We start from the raw sequence: 13,925 nt of genomic DNA, 5'->3' as shown, positions 1-13,925 counted from the left end.
CACCTCTCTATTCGTCGGCAGCGTCAGATGTGTATAAGAGACAGGTTGCCCCCGTTATAAAACAATAAAATCACGTCAGCGTAGGAGGACACATGCTGGAAGTTACCCGGTTAACCCGCTTCTATGGCGATTTTAAAGCTGTAGATGAGGTGAACTTCAAAATTGATCACGGCGAAATCGTCGGCCTGCTCGGTCACAACGGTGCCGGAAAAACCACCATCATGAAAATGCTCAGTGGTTATCTGGAACCCAATGATGGCAGCATTACGATTGATAATATTGATTTGCAGATCAATCCCAAAAAAGCACAGCGTGAGATCGGTTACCTTCCGGAAAACCTTCCCATCTATCCCGAAATGACCGTCGCCGATTACCTGGACTATGTGGGTGATATAAAAGGCCTTACAGAGGAAGATAAAGTTCAGGAAATAAGACGGGTTATTCGGGAAACCGCTCTGGTCGACAAGCTGCTCTCCCCTATATCAACGCTTTCACGGGGGTATAAGCAACGTGTTGGCGTGGCACAGGCAATTCTCGGCAAGCCAAGAATACTGATTCTGGATGAGCCGACCAACGGGCTTGATCCCACCCAGACCGAACAGATGAGAAAGCTCATTAAAGCACTGGCCAGCAAAGCGACCGTGATCCTATCAACGCACATCATGCAGGAAGTGGACGCCATCTGTGATCGGGCGCTGATTGTCCGACATGGCCGATTGGCTGTCGATGCAGGGCTCGAAGAACTGCGTCAAAGCAACACATTGCTCTTGGCAACATCCGCCGATAAAACAGCCGTGAATTCAGCGCTCTCTTCATTGGAAGGCGAGCTTGCTATAGAGCCACTGCCCGACCATACAGCTCCCGACAGCCAACCGGCTTTCAGTTATCGCCTGCGTGTTGAGAACGGCATTAACCCGCAAAAACTGGTCGCTGAAATCACCCGGCTTCTGGTGCAGGCGGACATCGATATCTATGGCATCAGCCAGGAAAAGCGTGATCTCGAAACCCTTTTCAGGGAGGTCAATACCGTCCCGGTGCAGACACCAGTAGAGGAGACAAAAGATGCAGCCTGAAAAAAGACATCTGCCCCTGATTCGCCGCATTGCCGCCAAAGAAATAGCCATTTTCTTTGCGTCACCAACTGCATACCTTTTTCTCGCCGCTTTTGCGGGCATCAGTCTGTTTATTTTTTTCTGGGGCGAATCGTTTTTCTCCAGAAATATTACGGATATCCGGCCACTTTTTGAGTGGATGCCCGTGTTACTGATTTTCCTGACAAGCACCCTGACAATGCGGCTATGGAGTGAAGAGCGGCGCACCGGCACGCTGGAACATGTGCTGACCCAACCACTCCCCCTGTGGCATTTTGTGCTGGGCAAATTCCTCGGCTGCCTGTTGTTATTGGCCATCGCGCTGCTGATGACACTGCCGCTTCCCATCACCGTTGCACAGCTGGGCGAGCTCGACTGGGGACCAGTCTGGGCAGGCTATATCGCCGCCCTGTTGCTAGGCGCGGCCTACCTGTCCATTGGTTTGTTTGTTTCCGCCCGAAGCGACAACCAGATTATCAGTCTGATCTGCTCTGTCGGAGTCTGTGGTTTGTTTTATCTGGTGGGAACGGCCACCATTACAGATTTATTTGGCAATACCACAGGCGAATGGCTGAGGATGCTAGGGACAGGCTCGCGCTTTGACTCGATTACCCGGGGGGTTATCGATATCCGGGACCTCTACTACTACCTCAGCATCATCATTGCATTTCTGACATTAAACACATTTTTTCTCGAAAAAGAGCGCTGGGCAAACCTCAAACGCACACCCCGACATCAGAACTGGCGGGCAATCACCGGGTTACTGCTGGCCAATGCGGTGCTGGCCAATCTCTGGCTTGGGCAAGTGAATCTGCTGCGCATTGATACTACCGAAGGTAATATTTATTCCATCTCCGATGCCACCCGGCAGTATCTGGATCAGGTAGAGGAACCGCTGTTAATTCGCGGGTATTTCAGCAGTAAAACTCACCCGTTGCTGGCGCCGCTGGTGCCCCGTATGAAGGACCTGATCCGGGAATACGAAATCGCAGGCAAAGGCAAAGTCCGCGTGGAGTTCCTCGACCCGGTTACCAACCCGGAACTGGAGGAAGAAGCGAATACCAAATACAGCATTCGGGCGACACCGCTGCAGGTAGCCGACCGCTATCAGTCTGCCATCGTGAACTCCTATTTTAATATCCTGGTTCAATACGGTGACGAATTTGAGGTGCTGGGTTTTCAGGATTTGATTGAAGTGAAGTCTCAGGGAGACAACAGCCTTGAGGTACAGCTTCGCAATCCTGAATATGATCTCACCCGCAGCTTGAAGAAAGTACTCAACAGCTATCGCAGCGGTGGCAATCTGTTCGATATGGTGGATGGCACACTGGTACTGAACACCTTTATTTCGGAAGACCAACAACTGCCGGGTGAGCTGGTCGAGTACAAAAAGGCCATCACTGACGTCATTGATACGCTACAGCAGCAGGCTGGCGATCAACTGGTCGTCAACCATGAGGCCCCCGATGTAAACGACGCTCAGGTAGTACGAACGCTGGCCAGCAAATATGGCTTCAAGCCCATGTCTCGAAACCTATTCAGCGATGACCGCTTTTATTTTTATCTGACCCTGGAACAGGACGACCAGGTAAGGCAAATTCCTTTTGAAGAGCCCACCAGGGCGAGTTTCGAGCGCAACCTGAAAGCCAGCATCAAGCGCTTTGCCTCCGGCATCACCAAAAATGTAGCTCTGGTAACACCAAAGGTGGATGAGAAAACGGAACAATACGGGGTATCAACCCCCCGCTTTGTCCAGCTGGAAGAGACCCTCGGCGCCGAACTCAATGTTAGCCAGGAAGACCTGAGCGACGGTAGCGTATCGGCTGATGCGGATATTCTGGTGATTGCAGCACCAAACAATTTGAAAGACAAAGAACTCTTTGCCATTGATCAGTTTCTGATGAAAGGTGGCACGGTCGTCGCTGCAGCATCGCCGTTTACAACCACCCTGACGCAACAGGGACTTGGTGTGGCAAAGCTTCAGGGCGCGTTTCAGGATTGGTTGAGCCATCACGGTTTCAGCGTTGAAGACAAGCTGGTTCTGGATACTCAAAACGCCTCTTTCCCGATGCCCATGATCCGCAATGTGCGCGGCCATAGGGTTCAGGAAATCCGGGTCATTGACTACCCCTATTTTATCGACGCTCGGGGGGAGGGATTAAACAAGGAAAATCCAATTTCGGCCAACGTCCCGCAGGTCACGATAGCCTGGGCCTCACCGATCACTATCGACGCTGAAAAGCAGGCTGACAGGCAGATTACGGAGTTAATTCGCAGCTCGGAACGTTCCTGGGTATCCGACAACATGGATATCATGCCTGAAATTGACGAAAACGGTTTCGCCGCGTTCCCACTACCGAAGGAGGAGAAATCCCATTTACTCGGTGTTATCAGTGAAGGTCGGTTCACCTCTTACTTTGCGGGAAAAGAATCACCGCTACTGGCAGAGAATAATACGGCAAGCGACACAGAGACCGGGACAGCCCTTGCAGGCTTATCCAGTGTGACCGAACACTCACCATCCTCGGCGAGAATCATTTTATATAGCTCAAATGATTTTCTGCGCGATCAGACCATGACCATGGCAAATTCTGCAGCGGGCAGCGAATACCTGAATCCGATGCAGCTGATGGCAAATACCGTGGACTGGGCGTTGGAAGATGCCAGCATGCTCAGTATTCGCGCAAGAGGCCAGTTCAACAGGACACTGCCGCCGATGAATCATGACACCCAGGTTTTCTGGGAGTATCTGAACTATGCACTGGCCATTTTGGCATTGGCGATTATTGCGTTGTTTCAGCGGAAACAGCAGCGTTCCCGTCAACAGCATTATCTCGATGTGTTAGCCAAATAAAAGGAGCGTCAGACGATGAATACAAAAACCGCGTTGAGCGGCCTGTTGACCATCCAGTTGATCATCATCGCTGGTCTGTGGTGGTACGCACAAGAGCAGTCAGACAACAACCGGCCCCAGGCTCTGCTGGATATTCAGTGGGAGAATGTCGACAAAGTCACGATTACCTCTGAGACCGGCACTGTCTCACTGGGCCTGGGCCAGAGCAAGGATAGTGGCGAGTGGCAACTACTGGGAGATGGGCTGCTCGCCCAGAGCGACAAAGTGAATGCTTTACTGGAGAAGCTTGAACAACTTCAGGTGAAGTGGCCGGTTGCCACAAACCAGACCAGTCACGCCCGTTTCGAGGTAGATCAAGAAAATGCTCAACGTCGAATAGCCATCCACAGCGGAGAAAACCTGCTCGGTGAAATTCTGATTGGCTCATCGCCGGGGCTCAAACAACTACACATAAGAAAGGGCGGGAGTGATCAGGTCTATGCGGTAGAACTGGAACTGACCGATATTCCCCCAAAAACCACTGACTGGTTGGACAGGTCTCTGTTGGCGGCTAAAAACGTTGACCGTATTGACGGAGCTAACTTTGTATTGGCGAAAACCGGCGATAACTGGCAGTTATCCCGCAAAGGCCCATCTGTTCTGATCAATCAGGATGGCCCCGTGGCTAAAAATCAGCAGAAAATTGAAAACCTGATCAGCAGCCTGAAAAAACTTCGTGTGACCGGTTTGGTGAAGGACAAGCCTGATCTCGTCGAGGGTCATGCCGTAAGGCTGGATGTGACATCTGGTGATAACAGTTGGCGCTATACGTTCCACGAACATAACGGACAACACTTTGTACGGCGCAGCGATAGAGACACCTTATTTACTTTCTCAAAGAGTGACTACGAAGGGATCACCCAATCCAGTCAGTTGGTCGTTGATTCACAGGAAGAACAAAAGGTCGAGGACAAAAAAGGGGACGACCAACCCGGCAAGCAGCCCTAGCGCAACCTATAGGCCTCTCTAGGCACGGATGCCCCGAGAGGCCCACCGTGCATTAGGGTAATCGCCACAGCAAACCAATCAGGCGGTTTTGTCTACAGAGAAACTGGACTATTACGATTACCGAAATGATTGCTCAAATGATCGCCCGCCGAGAAAAAGTGCGGAGAAGTTGGCGGTCGTTGTTTCGGCAACCTGTTGATAAGAAATACCTTTTATATCGGCGACCATCTGCGCCACTTCCACCACATGACCGGGCAGGTTTTGTTTGCCACGATAGGGAACCGGTGCCAACCAGGGCGCATCCGTTTCCACCAACAGCTTATCGAGCGGTACTTTTTTGACCACTTCTCTTAAGGCCGAGGCATTGCGAAAGGTAATAATTCCGGAAAAGGAAATATAAAAATTCATCGCGATGGCGGCTTCAGCCATCGCCCAGGTCTCGGTAAAGCAGTGCAAAACGCCACCGACCTCCTGATCTGCATGCGCTCGCAGAATGGCCAGCGTTTGCTGCTGAGCCTGTCGCGTATGAACGATCACGGGTTTGTTCAGTTGACCTGCCACCTTTAAATGGCGAATGAAACTTTCTTCCTGCCACGCCGCCGAGTCCGGGCTGTAATGGTTATCTAGACCGGTTTCACCCACCGCCACGACGGCCGGATGGCTGGCAATTCGGATCAAATCATCGGGTTCAGGCAATGCAGGCAACGTTTCCTGGAGCGGATGAACGCCCACAGAAACCAGAACATCCCGGTTGAATTCCGCCAGCTCAATCAGTCTTGCTGAACTGTCCAGGTCGACACCGACGCCAAGAAAGGCACCGACACCCCGCCGGCGAGCATCGTCAAGTATTGAGGAAAGAGAACTGTGATTGTCGTCCGGATGGAGATGATCCAGATGGCAGTGTGAATCCACCAGCACGGTCTAAAGCCTGTTGATTGTGAAATTACATGGTATTGGTTGGCTTGCCCGCTTCCATCAAACCGGCCAGATAGGTTTCAAATTTACCCTGAATGTCACCGTGTTTTTCATTCAACTGGATGCCGACACCCTCGCGGCGGTTGCCGCCCATGCCTTTGGGTGTAATCCAGATAACTTTTCCGGTCAGAGGTAAACGATCCGGCTCTTCCATGAGATCCAGCAGGATGAACACTTCATCACCAAGATTGTAGTTTTTTCGTGTAGCAATAAATAAACCGCCATTGATAACAAACGGCATGTAAGCAGCATATAGCGCCTGCTCGTCTTTGATCGAAAGGTTCAAGATACCATTTCGAACGCTACCACTAAACGCTTCCATATCCATAATCAACCCGAAAAATTTAACAGAAGTCTACTATACAAACATTGGGGACAGCCAACCTGACTACTTCTTTAAACGAGAATCCGTCTCAAGCTTACCCTGCCCGTCTGGGCGGAGCCAGTGATAATAGATGCTGCCAATCCAGCATCAGCTCTTCCCACAATAATGATTTATTGGGGTTTCCCCCCGCCTGAAGTCGTCTTTTTATCTGTATAAGTCGATCCAGATAACGGTAGGTGCCAGGATGCATTTCTTTCGTCTTCAATTCGAGAGCCAACCGACTGTATAACCAGTCGATCGCCATCAATGTGTCGAGAGACTGACATTTCTGGGCTGCGACAATGGCACTCAATTGTCCAGAAGCCAGCTCATCGAGCATTTTATCGAAGGTACGGCGTATCTCCAGCAGGTCAGTCTGAAGAAATTCCAGCGCCAACAGGGGTCGACCTTCGGCATACTGCAATAGCTCAGCCTCACTGCTATCGGAATCCGCTATCTTCGATGACAACCAGGCATGAACTTCAGCCGGGGCCGGAACGGGAAAAACAACTTTCTGGCAGCGGCTCCGCACGGTCGCCGATAACCTTGAGAGCTGATGACAGACCAGTATCAACAGCGTTTTTCTGGCTGGCTCCTCAAGTGTTTTCAACAGAGCATTAGCCGCGTTAATGTTCATCGCATCTGCGGGGGAGATAATCACAATCTTCCAACCGCTCTGCTGTGCTGTCTTTTCAGTGAATTCACTCAACTGACGAATGCGGTCAATCCGGATGGCCTTACCCTCTTCTTCCGGGACTATCCGCAAAACATCCGGATGATTTTGCGAAATAAATAGCGAGCATTGTTTACAAACACCACATGCCACCTGCCCTTGTTGATTGTCACAAAGAAGCCTTTGTGCCAGGGCATAGCCAAATTGTTCTTTGCCGAGATGGCGAGGTCCACAAAGAACCAGAGCATGGGGCAGCTTGTCCTGGCTGATCAGTCTATTCAGCTGCATCCACTGCTTTTGTTGCCAGGGATAGGGCTCAGATATGGGCAACATCAGGCGCCACTTTCCAAAAACTGTTTGAGATGCATGGCCAGAGAGTTCTGCACATCGGCAAGCGGCAGCGAAGCGTCGACAATACGATAGCGATGCGGCTCTTCTCTTGCACGTTGCAGATAACAATCGCGAACAGCGTTGAAAAAAACCAGCTCTTCCCGTTCGAAACGATCCGGCTCACCACGCTCCCTTGCCCGGGCCAGTCCCTGTTTGACAGCAATGTCCAACAGTAATGTCATGTCAGGGCGCAGCTCTCCCTGCACCAGACTTTCCAGCTGCGCAATTTTTGCTCTGTCGATCCCGCGTCCACCTCCCTGATAGGCATAGGTAGCATCGGTAAAGCGATCACAGAGAACCCACTGGCCGCGGCGCAACGCCGGCATAATCACCTCCGCTATATGCTGAGCGCGGGCAGCAAACATCAGCAACAACTCGGTATTTTCCGCCACCGGCTCCGCTCTAGGTTTCACCAGTAAAGTTCGAATCTCTTCAGCCAGCGGAGTCCCCCCCGGCTCTCTAGTGGCAATATAGGGGATATCGTGACGGTCAAGCCATTCACCGATAAAGGCCATATTGGTGCTTTTACCAACACCTTCTCCGCCTTCCACGGTGATAAACTTGGCGCTTTCAGTCTTCATCTCGGTATTCATTATGCTCGCTAGCGGGGAGTTGAGCGGTAATCGGAGCGCCGCTGCAACTGGAATTGCTGGACGGCTTTCAAATGTTCTTCATAACTGGCGGAAAAGTAGTGACTGCCGTCACCCTTTGCCACAAAAAACAGGCTGTCACCTGCTTCGGGATTTAATACAGCGTGAATCGCACCGCGTCCCGGCATTGCAATTGGCGTGGGAGGCAACCCATCAATAATATAAGTGTTATAGGGCGTTGCTTTTTGCAAATGCCGGCGCTTGATATATCCCTGATAGTCATCCCCCAACCCATAAATGATCGTGGGATCTGTCTGTAGCTTCATGCCACGTTTAAGTCGTCGCACAAAAACACCGGCTATCTCGCCCCGCTCACTGGTGACTCCCGTCTCTTTTTCCACAATCGATGCCAGGATTAAGGCCTCATAGGGCGAGGTGAAGGGTAAGTCCGGCATCCGTTGTTGCCATTCCTCAGCCAACACCACCTGCATTCGTTGATGGGCCTGCAACAAAATATCACGATCACTGTCGCCATAACTATAACTGTACGTATCGGGAAAAAACCAACCCTCGGGGTGTTCAATCTCCAGCGACAGGGTTTCGATAACCTCATCTTCGCTCAACCCCGTCAATAATTTTGCCAACCTGGGCTGTTGATTCAGCAAATGCAACCATTCGGCAAAACGCAAACCCTCGGGAAAAGTAACCTGATGCTGGACAACCCTGCCCTCCGTCAACATGTTGAGCAGATCTCTGGGCGTATCACCCGAATGTAACCTGTATTCTCCAGCCCTGATAGTGCTTTGCCCTGTGACTCTACTCCAGGCAACCAGCAAATCAGGCCACTTCAATATGCCTCTCTCTGCCAGACTGAGAGATAACAAGGTCAATGAGGAACCTGAGGGGACAGTGAGGACAAATTCGTCCTCACCCACCTGCATTGGAGTGTCCAGATGCCAATTGATAACCAGGAAAACACCGATGGCAACGACCATCGACGTAAACATCGCAAGCAACAGGTAACGATGCATCACCCGTAGCACGGTAAAACTTCCTTGAGCCGCTGTTGAATGGATTTGACACGATCGCCCAACGGCCAATGATACCGATCAGCCAGTGAAACCACGGGCCATATACCAACGACCGAGTTGCACAGGAATACCTCTTCAGAAGAGACCAGCTTTTCCAGCGTTATTCGCGATTCAGTCACTGGCACAGACAATCCCGGCAGAAGTGCCGACACCAGGTATTCACGCATCACTCCGGCAACACCACAGTCCGCAAGGATCGGAGTAAACCATTGGCCCTCACGATAACAAAACAGATTGCTGCTCACACCTTCAACCACAAACCCCTGCTGGTCGAGCAACAGCCCTTCAGGGTACTCGTCACCCCACTCGGCTCTGGCCAATACCTGTTCGAGCCGATTGAGATGTTTCATTCCGGCCAGTGAAGGTGAAATTGCCAATTTGTGCTTGCATAAAAAAAGCGGTATTCCGGTGGAAAACCAGTTACAGCTGTACTCGGGAAGCGGAAACCATTGGAACAGATAGTTGGGAGAAACGGACTCAGGTGCTCGATAGCCTGCTCCACCAACCCCTGCCGTCAAGACAATTTTAACAATACCGTTATCCGGGCACTGCGCTAACAGGGTATCCCTATATTCCACCAACATTCTCTCGTCACAGGGTATCCCCAGACGGCTGGCACCTGCGGCCAGCCGCTTACAATGTAATGGCCAGAGAGGTATAGCACCACCGGTCAGCCTGGTTGTTTCAAACAGACCATGCCCATAGTAAAAACCACGATCAAACGTATTGGCGCAGCCGGTGTCTTCACCATTTATCTGGGTGGGGGGATAGTTGTTCATGGGTGCAAATTAAAACAGATAAACGGGCGAAACACAGGTATAAAAAAGCCGCTCGGTGAGAGCGGCTTTTTAGCGGTCAATATTAGTCGCTTTTATTAACCGAGATTCGCGTTGATGTAATCAATCGCATTCTGAACCGTAGCAATTTTTTCAGCTTCTTCATCGGGAATTTCAGTATCAAACTCTTCCTCGAGAGCCATGATCAGCTCAACGGTATCGAGGGAGTCAGCGCCCAGATCTTCAACAAAGGAAGATTCTGGTTTTACGTCTGCTTCTTTAACACCCAACTGTTCTGCGACCATTTTCGCGACACGTTCTTCGATGCTGCTCATGATATTTGTTCTCTCCTTTAAATCTTATAGGGTAGTCTGTTGCCTGGCTTGTAGATTTACCCAACAACAAGAAATCTGTAATTAACGGCACATCTGGCGCGCATTTTACCTGTAAAAACCCCGGTGTGTAACCGGTTTCAGGAAAATCCTGTTTTTATATTATATTTCAATAGGTTAAGACATGTACATGCCGCCATTTACGTGTATATTCTCGCCGGTGATGTAGTTGCCGCCATCACCAACCAAAAAATTGACGACTGCCGCAATCTCTTCAGCCGACCCCAGACGATTCAGTGGAACCTGCGACAATATTGCCTGCTTGCTGGCTTCGGGCAATTCCTTTGTCATGTCAGTATCAATAAAGCCCGGGGAGACGGCGTTTACTGTAATGTTTCGGGGCCCCAGCTCTTTAGCCAAAGAACGGGTAAATCCGCCCACACCCGCTTTAGTGGCACAGTAGTTGGTTTGACCGGCATTACCCATGGAGCCGACTACAGAACTGATATTGACAATCCTGCCCCAGCGGGCCTTGCTCATACCACGGAGGCAGGCCTTGGATAAGCGGTAGAGGGAGTTGAGATTGGTGTCAATCACATCAAACCACTCCTCATCCTTCATCCGCATCAGGAGGTTATCTTTGGTGATACCCGCATTGTTAACCAAAATCGACGGCGCACCATAGGACTCAATAATCGCTGCCAACACTTCGTCAACCGACTGTTGGCTGGCAACATCAAGCACCATGCCAGCCCCCTTGATGTTTTTTTCGCGAAATCTGGCAGAAATCTGCTCCGCCCCGGATGTGGAAGTCGCTGTACCGACGACAATTGCGCCTTGAGCACCCAGGCCATCGGCAATCGCGGCACCAATCCCCCGGGTAGCACCAGTAACCAGAGCCACCTTATCTATAACACTCATCACATACTCCTTTACTACTGGCAGTCAGTTACAGCGCTGCCAGTGATTTAGTCAAATTATCACTGTCTTCTGTGGCATACGCGGTCAAGGCGGGATCGATACGCTTGCATAAGCCACCCAGCACCTTACCGGCACCACACTCCACCACGGTATCAATACCTGAAGCAACGAGGGTATTGACACACTCCACCCACTGCACCGGCTTAAAAATCTGCTCAATCATCACGTGCTTGATACGCTCCGGATCAGACTCGGTTTTTGCATTGACATTGTGGACTATTAATACTTCCGGTGCGGAAAATTGGGTGGCCAGGATTTCGGTGGCCAGACGATCCGCAGCGGGCTTCATCAAGCCAGTATGGAATGGCGCACTCACGGGCAGCGGCATGGCACGTTTGGCTCCGGCTGCCTTGCAACCTTCAATCGCACGTTCAACGGCAGCCGAATTTCCCGCTATAACCACTTGGCCGGGGGAGTTAAAGTTGACTGCAGAAACCTCTTGTCCTTCACAGGCCTGCGCACAGATTTCTTTGATCAAACCGTCATCCAGACCCAGTATGGCAGCCATAGCGCCTTCACCCCTGGGCACAGCCTCCTGCATGTAGGCACCGCGATTGCGCACCAAGCGCACGGCATCTTCGAACGCCACAACACCAGAGCAGACCAGCGCAGACCATTCGCCAAGACTGTGGCCCGCCATCAGGGCCGGGCGGGCACCCCCCGCCTGCTGCCAAATTCGCCAGACTGCGACACTGGCGGTCAAAAGCAAGGGCTGGGTGCGCTCCGTCAACGTAATATCTTCCTGGCTGCCCTTTTGCACCATATTCCATAGGTCATAATGGAGCACATCCGAAGCTTCGGCAAAAGTATCCTGTACCGTCGCGTACTTTTCTGACAGTTCAGAAAGCATGCCAATTTTTTGGGATCCCTGCCCCGGAAAGACAAATGCCAGATTATTTTTCATTGATTACCTCTGTATTACCACAGCTTATTGATTATTCTCGGACAGGCGCTTTTCAATCAATGCGGGAAGATCCTGCTCTGCTTCATTGAGGGCCACCTCTATTGCTCTGGCGAAACCCCATTGATCAGCACTACCGTGGCTTTTAATAACGACACCCTGCAGCCCAAGAAAACTGGCGCCATTATACCGTGCCGGGTCAACACGTTTAAGTAGCCGCCCGAGGGCGGGTTTCAGAAACAGCGCACCAAACCTGGCCAATACAGTTTCGCCCAAGGCATCCCTGATCTGCTTTTGAAGCAGTTTTGCCACACCCTCGCCAGCTTTCAGAGCAATATTGCCACTGAAACCATCACAAACCACGATATCGGCCTCTCCGTTAAAGAGTGCGTCGCCCTCAACAAATCCAATGTAATGAATGCCGGGATTGGTTTTGAATAAAGCTGCAGCATCGAGAATTTCCTGTTTCCCTTTAAGTGATTCCACACCGATATTCAGCAATCCCACTGCCGGGTTGGCATTGCCATCTACCTCCGCCGCCACCAGAGACGCGATCAGTCCAAACTGGTACAGCTGCTCAGCCGTGCACTCTAAATTTGCACCCATATCCAGCAAATAGGTGAACCCACGCGCAGTTGGAATCCGGGCGCCGATCGCGGGGCGACTGATACCGGGCAGGGCCCCCAGCTGAAACAGCGACATGGCCATGAGCGCACCGGTATTGCCCGCACTGACACAGGCGGCCGCCTGTTTAGTTGCAACCAGCTCAATAGCATGCCACATGGATGAATCCCGTTTATTGCGCAGAGCAAATGACGGTTTGTCATCCATAGAAACAAACTGGGAACAATGACGGACTTGAAGACGTTCAGGAAAATTGTCATCAGCAAGACGGAGTTGTTGCTGGATCTGTTGTGCATCACCAAAGAGAACAACCCGTAGATTGGGCTGCTGGCGAAGAATATCGAGGGTCGCAGGGACAGTTGCGCGAGGACCGAAGTCCCCGCCCATGGCGTCAATGGCAAGACAGTGTGAGTCAGCCAAAAATAACAAATCTAACGCAGCGGATCAGTCTTCAGCTGAAGAGATCACTTTCTTGCCACGATAAAAGCCGTCAGCAGTAACCTGATGGCGAAGATGTTTTTCACCACTAACCGGATCGGTAGACAGGGTAGGACCTGTCAGGGCATCGTGAGCACGACGCATACCGCGCTTGGATCGGGTTTTACGACTTTTTTGAACGGCCATTTTCTTTCTCCTGAATACTACTTGTTAATTGTTGGAGCCACTGTTCTTCAGCTGCTTCAAAATACCAAAAGGGTTTTTAGCGGATTCTTCAGCGGGAGGGTTTCCCGTAGAGTAACCGGCAACATCATTGCATTGATCCTTGGGGTGATAGGACACAAACGGCAATGTTAAAAGTAATTCATCCTCAAGCACTTCAGCCACGTCTGCAGCTTCACTGTCGACAAGCCATGGATCCAAGTCTTTAGGTAACGATACAGCCTCTTCTTCTGAGCAGACTATACCCAACCTGAACACTGCAGACAGCGCTATCGGCATCGCCTCCAGGCATCGCTGGCAGGGAACTAAGACAGACGTTGAAACTGAGCCTGTCATCACCCTGCGACCCTGTTCGGCTGTATCAAACCTCAGCTCGACGACAATGGGTTCAACAATCTCAATTACCGCCTCTTTCAACCTGTCACAGAAAGCCTGATCCAGCTCGCCGGAAATTGCCACACCCTGATGTGCAAGACGGCGGGGCTCTAACATCCGCGGCAAGAAGCTTCTCATGGGGGGCATTGACATAGGCGCGCCATAATAGTGATATGACCTTGATCTGTCAAAGAAAAATTGGATCCAATATCGCGGGTTTCTAGTCCTGATTATCCCCCCGGAACATTAAAGATTATTTGG

Annotated in this window: 15 protein-coding genes; 3 read left to right on the top strand and 12 right to left on the bottom strand. The window is 51.1% G+C overall.

Annotated elements, in window-relative coordinates; all coding sequences use genetic code 11:
- Positions 1-92 precede the first annotated feature (92 nt).
- From QZ516_RS12250 to QZ516_RS12240, 3 genes are read left to right on the top strand one after another with little or no spacing between them, the layout of a single operon-like run.
- A complete protein-coding gene (locus QZ516_RS12250; protein ID WP_297190284.1) occupies positions 93-1,073 on the top strand; it encodes an ABC transporter ATP-binding protein in 981 nt (326 codons plus the stop codon).
- Positions 1,063-3,945 (top strand): Gldg family protein, encoded by a 2,883-nt coding sequence (locus QZ516_RS12245; protein WP_297190281.1) that lies wholly within the window; start codon positions 1,063-1,065, stop codon positions 3,943-3,945. Before QZ516_RS12250 ends, QZ516_RS12245 begins: the two co-directional genes overlap by 11 nt.
- Before the next feature lie 15 nt (positions 3,946-3,960).
- Positions 3,961-4,932, top strand: coding sequence for a DUF4340 domain-containing protein (locus QZ516_RS12240; RefSeq protein WP_297190278.1), 972 nt, complete (start codon positions 3,961-3,963; stop codon positions 4,930-4,932).
- Between the two features lie 117 nt (positions 4,933-5,049).
- On the opposite strand, the gene QZ516_RS12235 is transcribed toward QZ516_RS12240, so the two are convergent.
- From QZ516_RS12235 to QZ516_RS12180, 12 genes are all read right to left on the bottom strand, one after another.
- Complete coding sequence (locus QZ516_RS12235; protein ID WP_297190275.1) at positions 5,050-5,850, bottom strand: TatD family hydrolase; 801 nt, start codon at positions 5,848-5,850, stop codon at positions 5,050-5,052.
- A 25-nt stretch (positions 5,851-5,875) separates the two neighbouring features.
- Positions 5,876-6,229, bottom strand: coding sequence for a PilZ domain-containing protein (locus QZ516_RS12230; RefSeq protein ID WP_152556866.1), 354 nt, complete (start codon positions 6,227-6,229; stop codon positions 5,876-5,878).
- A 97-nt stretch (positions 6,230-6,326) separates the two neighbouring features.
- A complete protein-coding gene (locus tag QZ516_RS12225; RefSeq protein ID WP_297190272.1) occupies positions 6,327-7,277 on the bottom strand; it encodes a DNA polymerase III subunit delta' in 951 nt (316 codons plus the stop codon).
- Positions 7,277-7,915, bottom strand: a complete 639-nt coding sequence (gene tmk / locus QZ516_RS12220) for a dTMP kinase (protein ID WP_297190269.1) — start codon at positions 7,913-7,915, stop codon at positions 7,277-7,279. The genes QZ516_RS12225 and tmk overlap by 1 nt, the downstream gene beginning before the upstream one ends.
- A 20-nt stretch (positions 7,916-7,935) precedes the next feature.
- The gene (gene mltG / locus QZ516_RS12215; RefSeq protein ID WP_297190266.1) at positions 7,936-8,967 is read right to left on the bottom strand and encodes an endolytic transglycosylase MltG; all 1,032 of its coding nucleotides are present in this window, start codon (positions 8,965-8,967) and stop codon (positions 7,936-7,938) included.
- On the bottom strand, positions 8,955-9,794 hold the full coding sequence (gene pabC, locus QZ516_RS12210; RefSeq protein WP_297190263.1) for an aminodeoxychorismate lyase: 840 nt from the start codon (positions 9,792-9,794) through the stop codon (positions 8,955-8,957). The genes mltG and pabC overlap by 13 nt, the downstream gene beginning before the upstream one ends.
- A 95-nt stretch (positions 9,795-9,889) precedes the next feature.
- The gene (gene acpP / locus QZ516_RS12205) at positions 9,890-10,126 is read right to left on the bottom strand and encodes an acyl carrier protein (RefSeq protein WP_036860150.1); all 237 of its coding nucleotides are present in this window, start codon (positions 10,124-10,126) and stop codon (positions 9,890-9,892) included.
- Between the two features lie 174 nt (positions 10,127-10,300).
- Entirely contained in the window at positions 10,301-11,044 is a 744-nt protein-coding gene (gene fabG, locus QZ516_RS12200) for a 3-oxoacyl-ACP reductase FabG (RefSeq protein WP_297190259.1), read from the bottom strand.
- Between the two features lie 28 nt (positions 11,045-11,072).
- Positions 11,073-12,008, bottom strand: a complete 936-nt coding sequence (gene fabD, locus QZ516_RS12195; RefSeq protein WP_297190257.1) for an ACP S-malonyltransferase — start codon at positions 12,006-12,008, stop codon at positions 11,073-11,075.
- A 24-nt stretch (positions 12,009-12,032) separates the two neighbouring features.
- Positions 12,033-13,049 carry a phosphate acyltransferase PlsX gene (gene plsX, locus QZ516_RS12190; RefSeq protein WP_297190254.1) on the bottom strand — a complete coding sequence of 339 codons (1,017 nt, stop codon included), beginning with the start codon at positions 13,047-13,049 and terminating at the stop codon, positions 12,033-12,035.
- 24 nt (positions 13,050-13,073) lie between these two features.
- The gene (gene rpmF, locus QZ516_RS12185; RefSeq protein WP_297190252.1) at positions 13,074-13,253 is read right to left on the bottom strand and encodes a 50S ribosomal protein L32; all 180 of its coding nucleotides are present in this window, start codon (positions 13,251-13,253) and stop codon (positions 13,074-13,076) included.
- Between the two features lie 24 nt (positions 13,254-13,277).
- Positions 13,278-13,781, bottom strand: coding sequence for a YceD family protein (locus QZ516_RS12180; protein ID WP_297190287.1), 504 nt, complete (start codon positions 13,779-13,781; stop codon positions 13,278-13,280).
- Positions 13,782-13,925: the final 144 nt, after the last annotated feature.

The sequence above is a fragment of the uncultured Porticoccus sp. genome, from assembly GCF_913061305.1.
Classification (GTDB): Bacteria; Pseudomonadota; Gammaproteobacteria; order Pseudomonadales; family Porticoccaceae; genus Porticoccus.
Note: the sequence above shows the minus strand (reverse complement) of the source record. Positions and strands in the feature narration are given on the sequence as shown.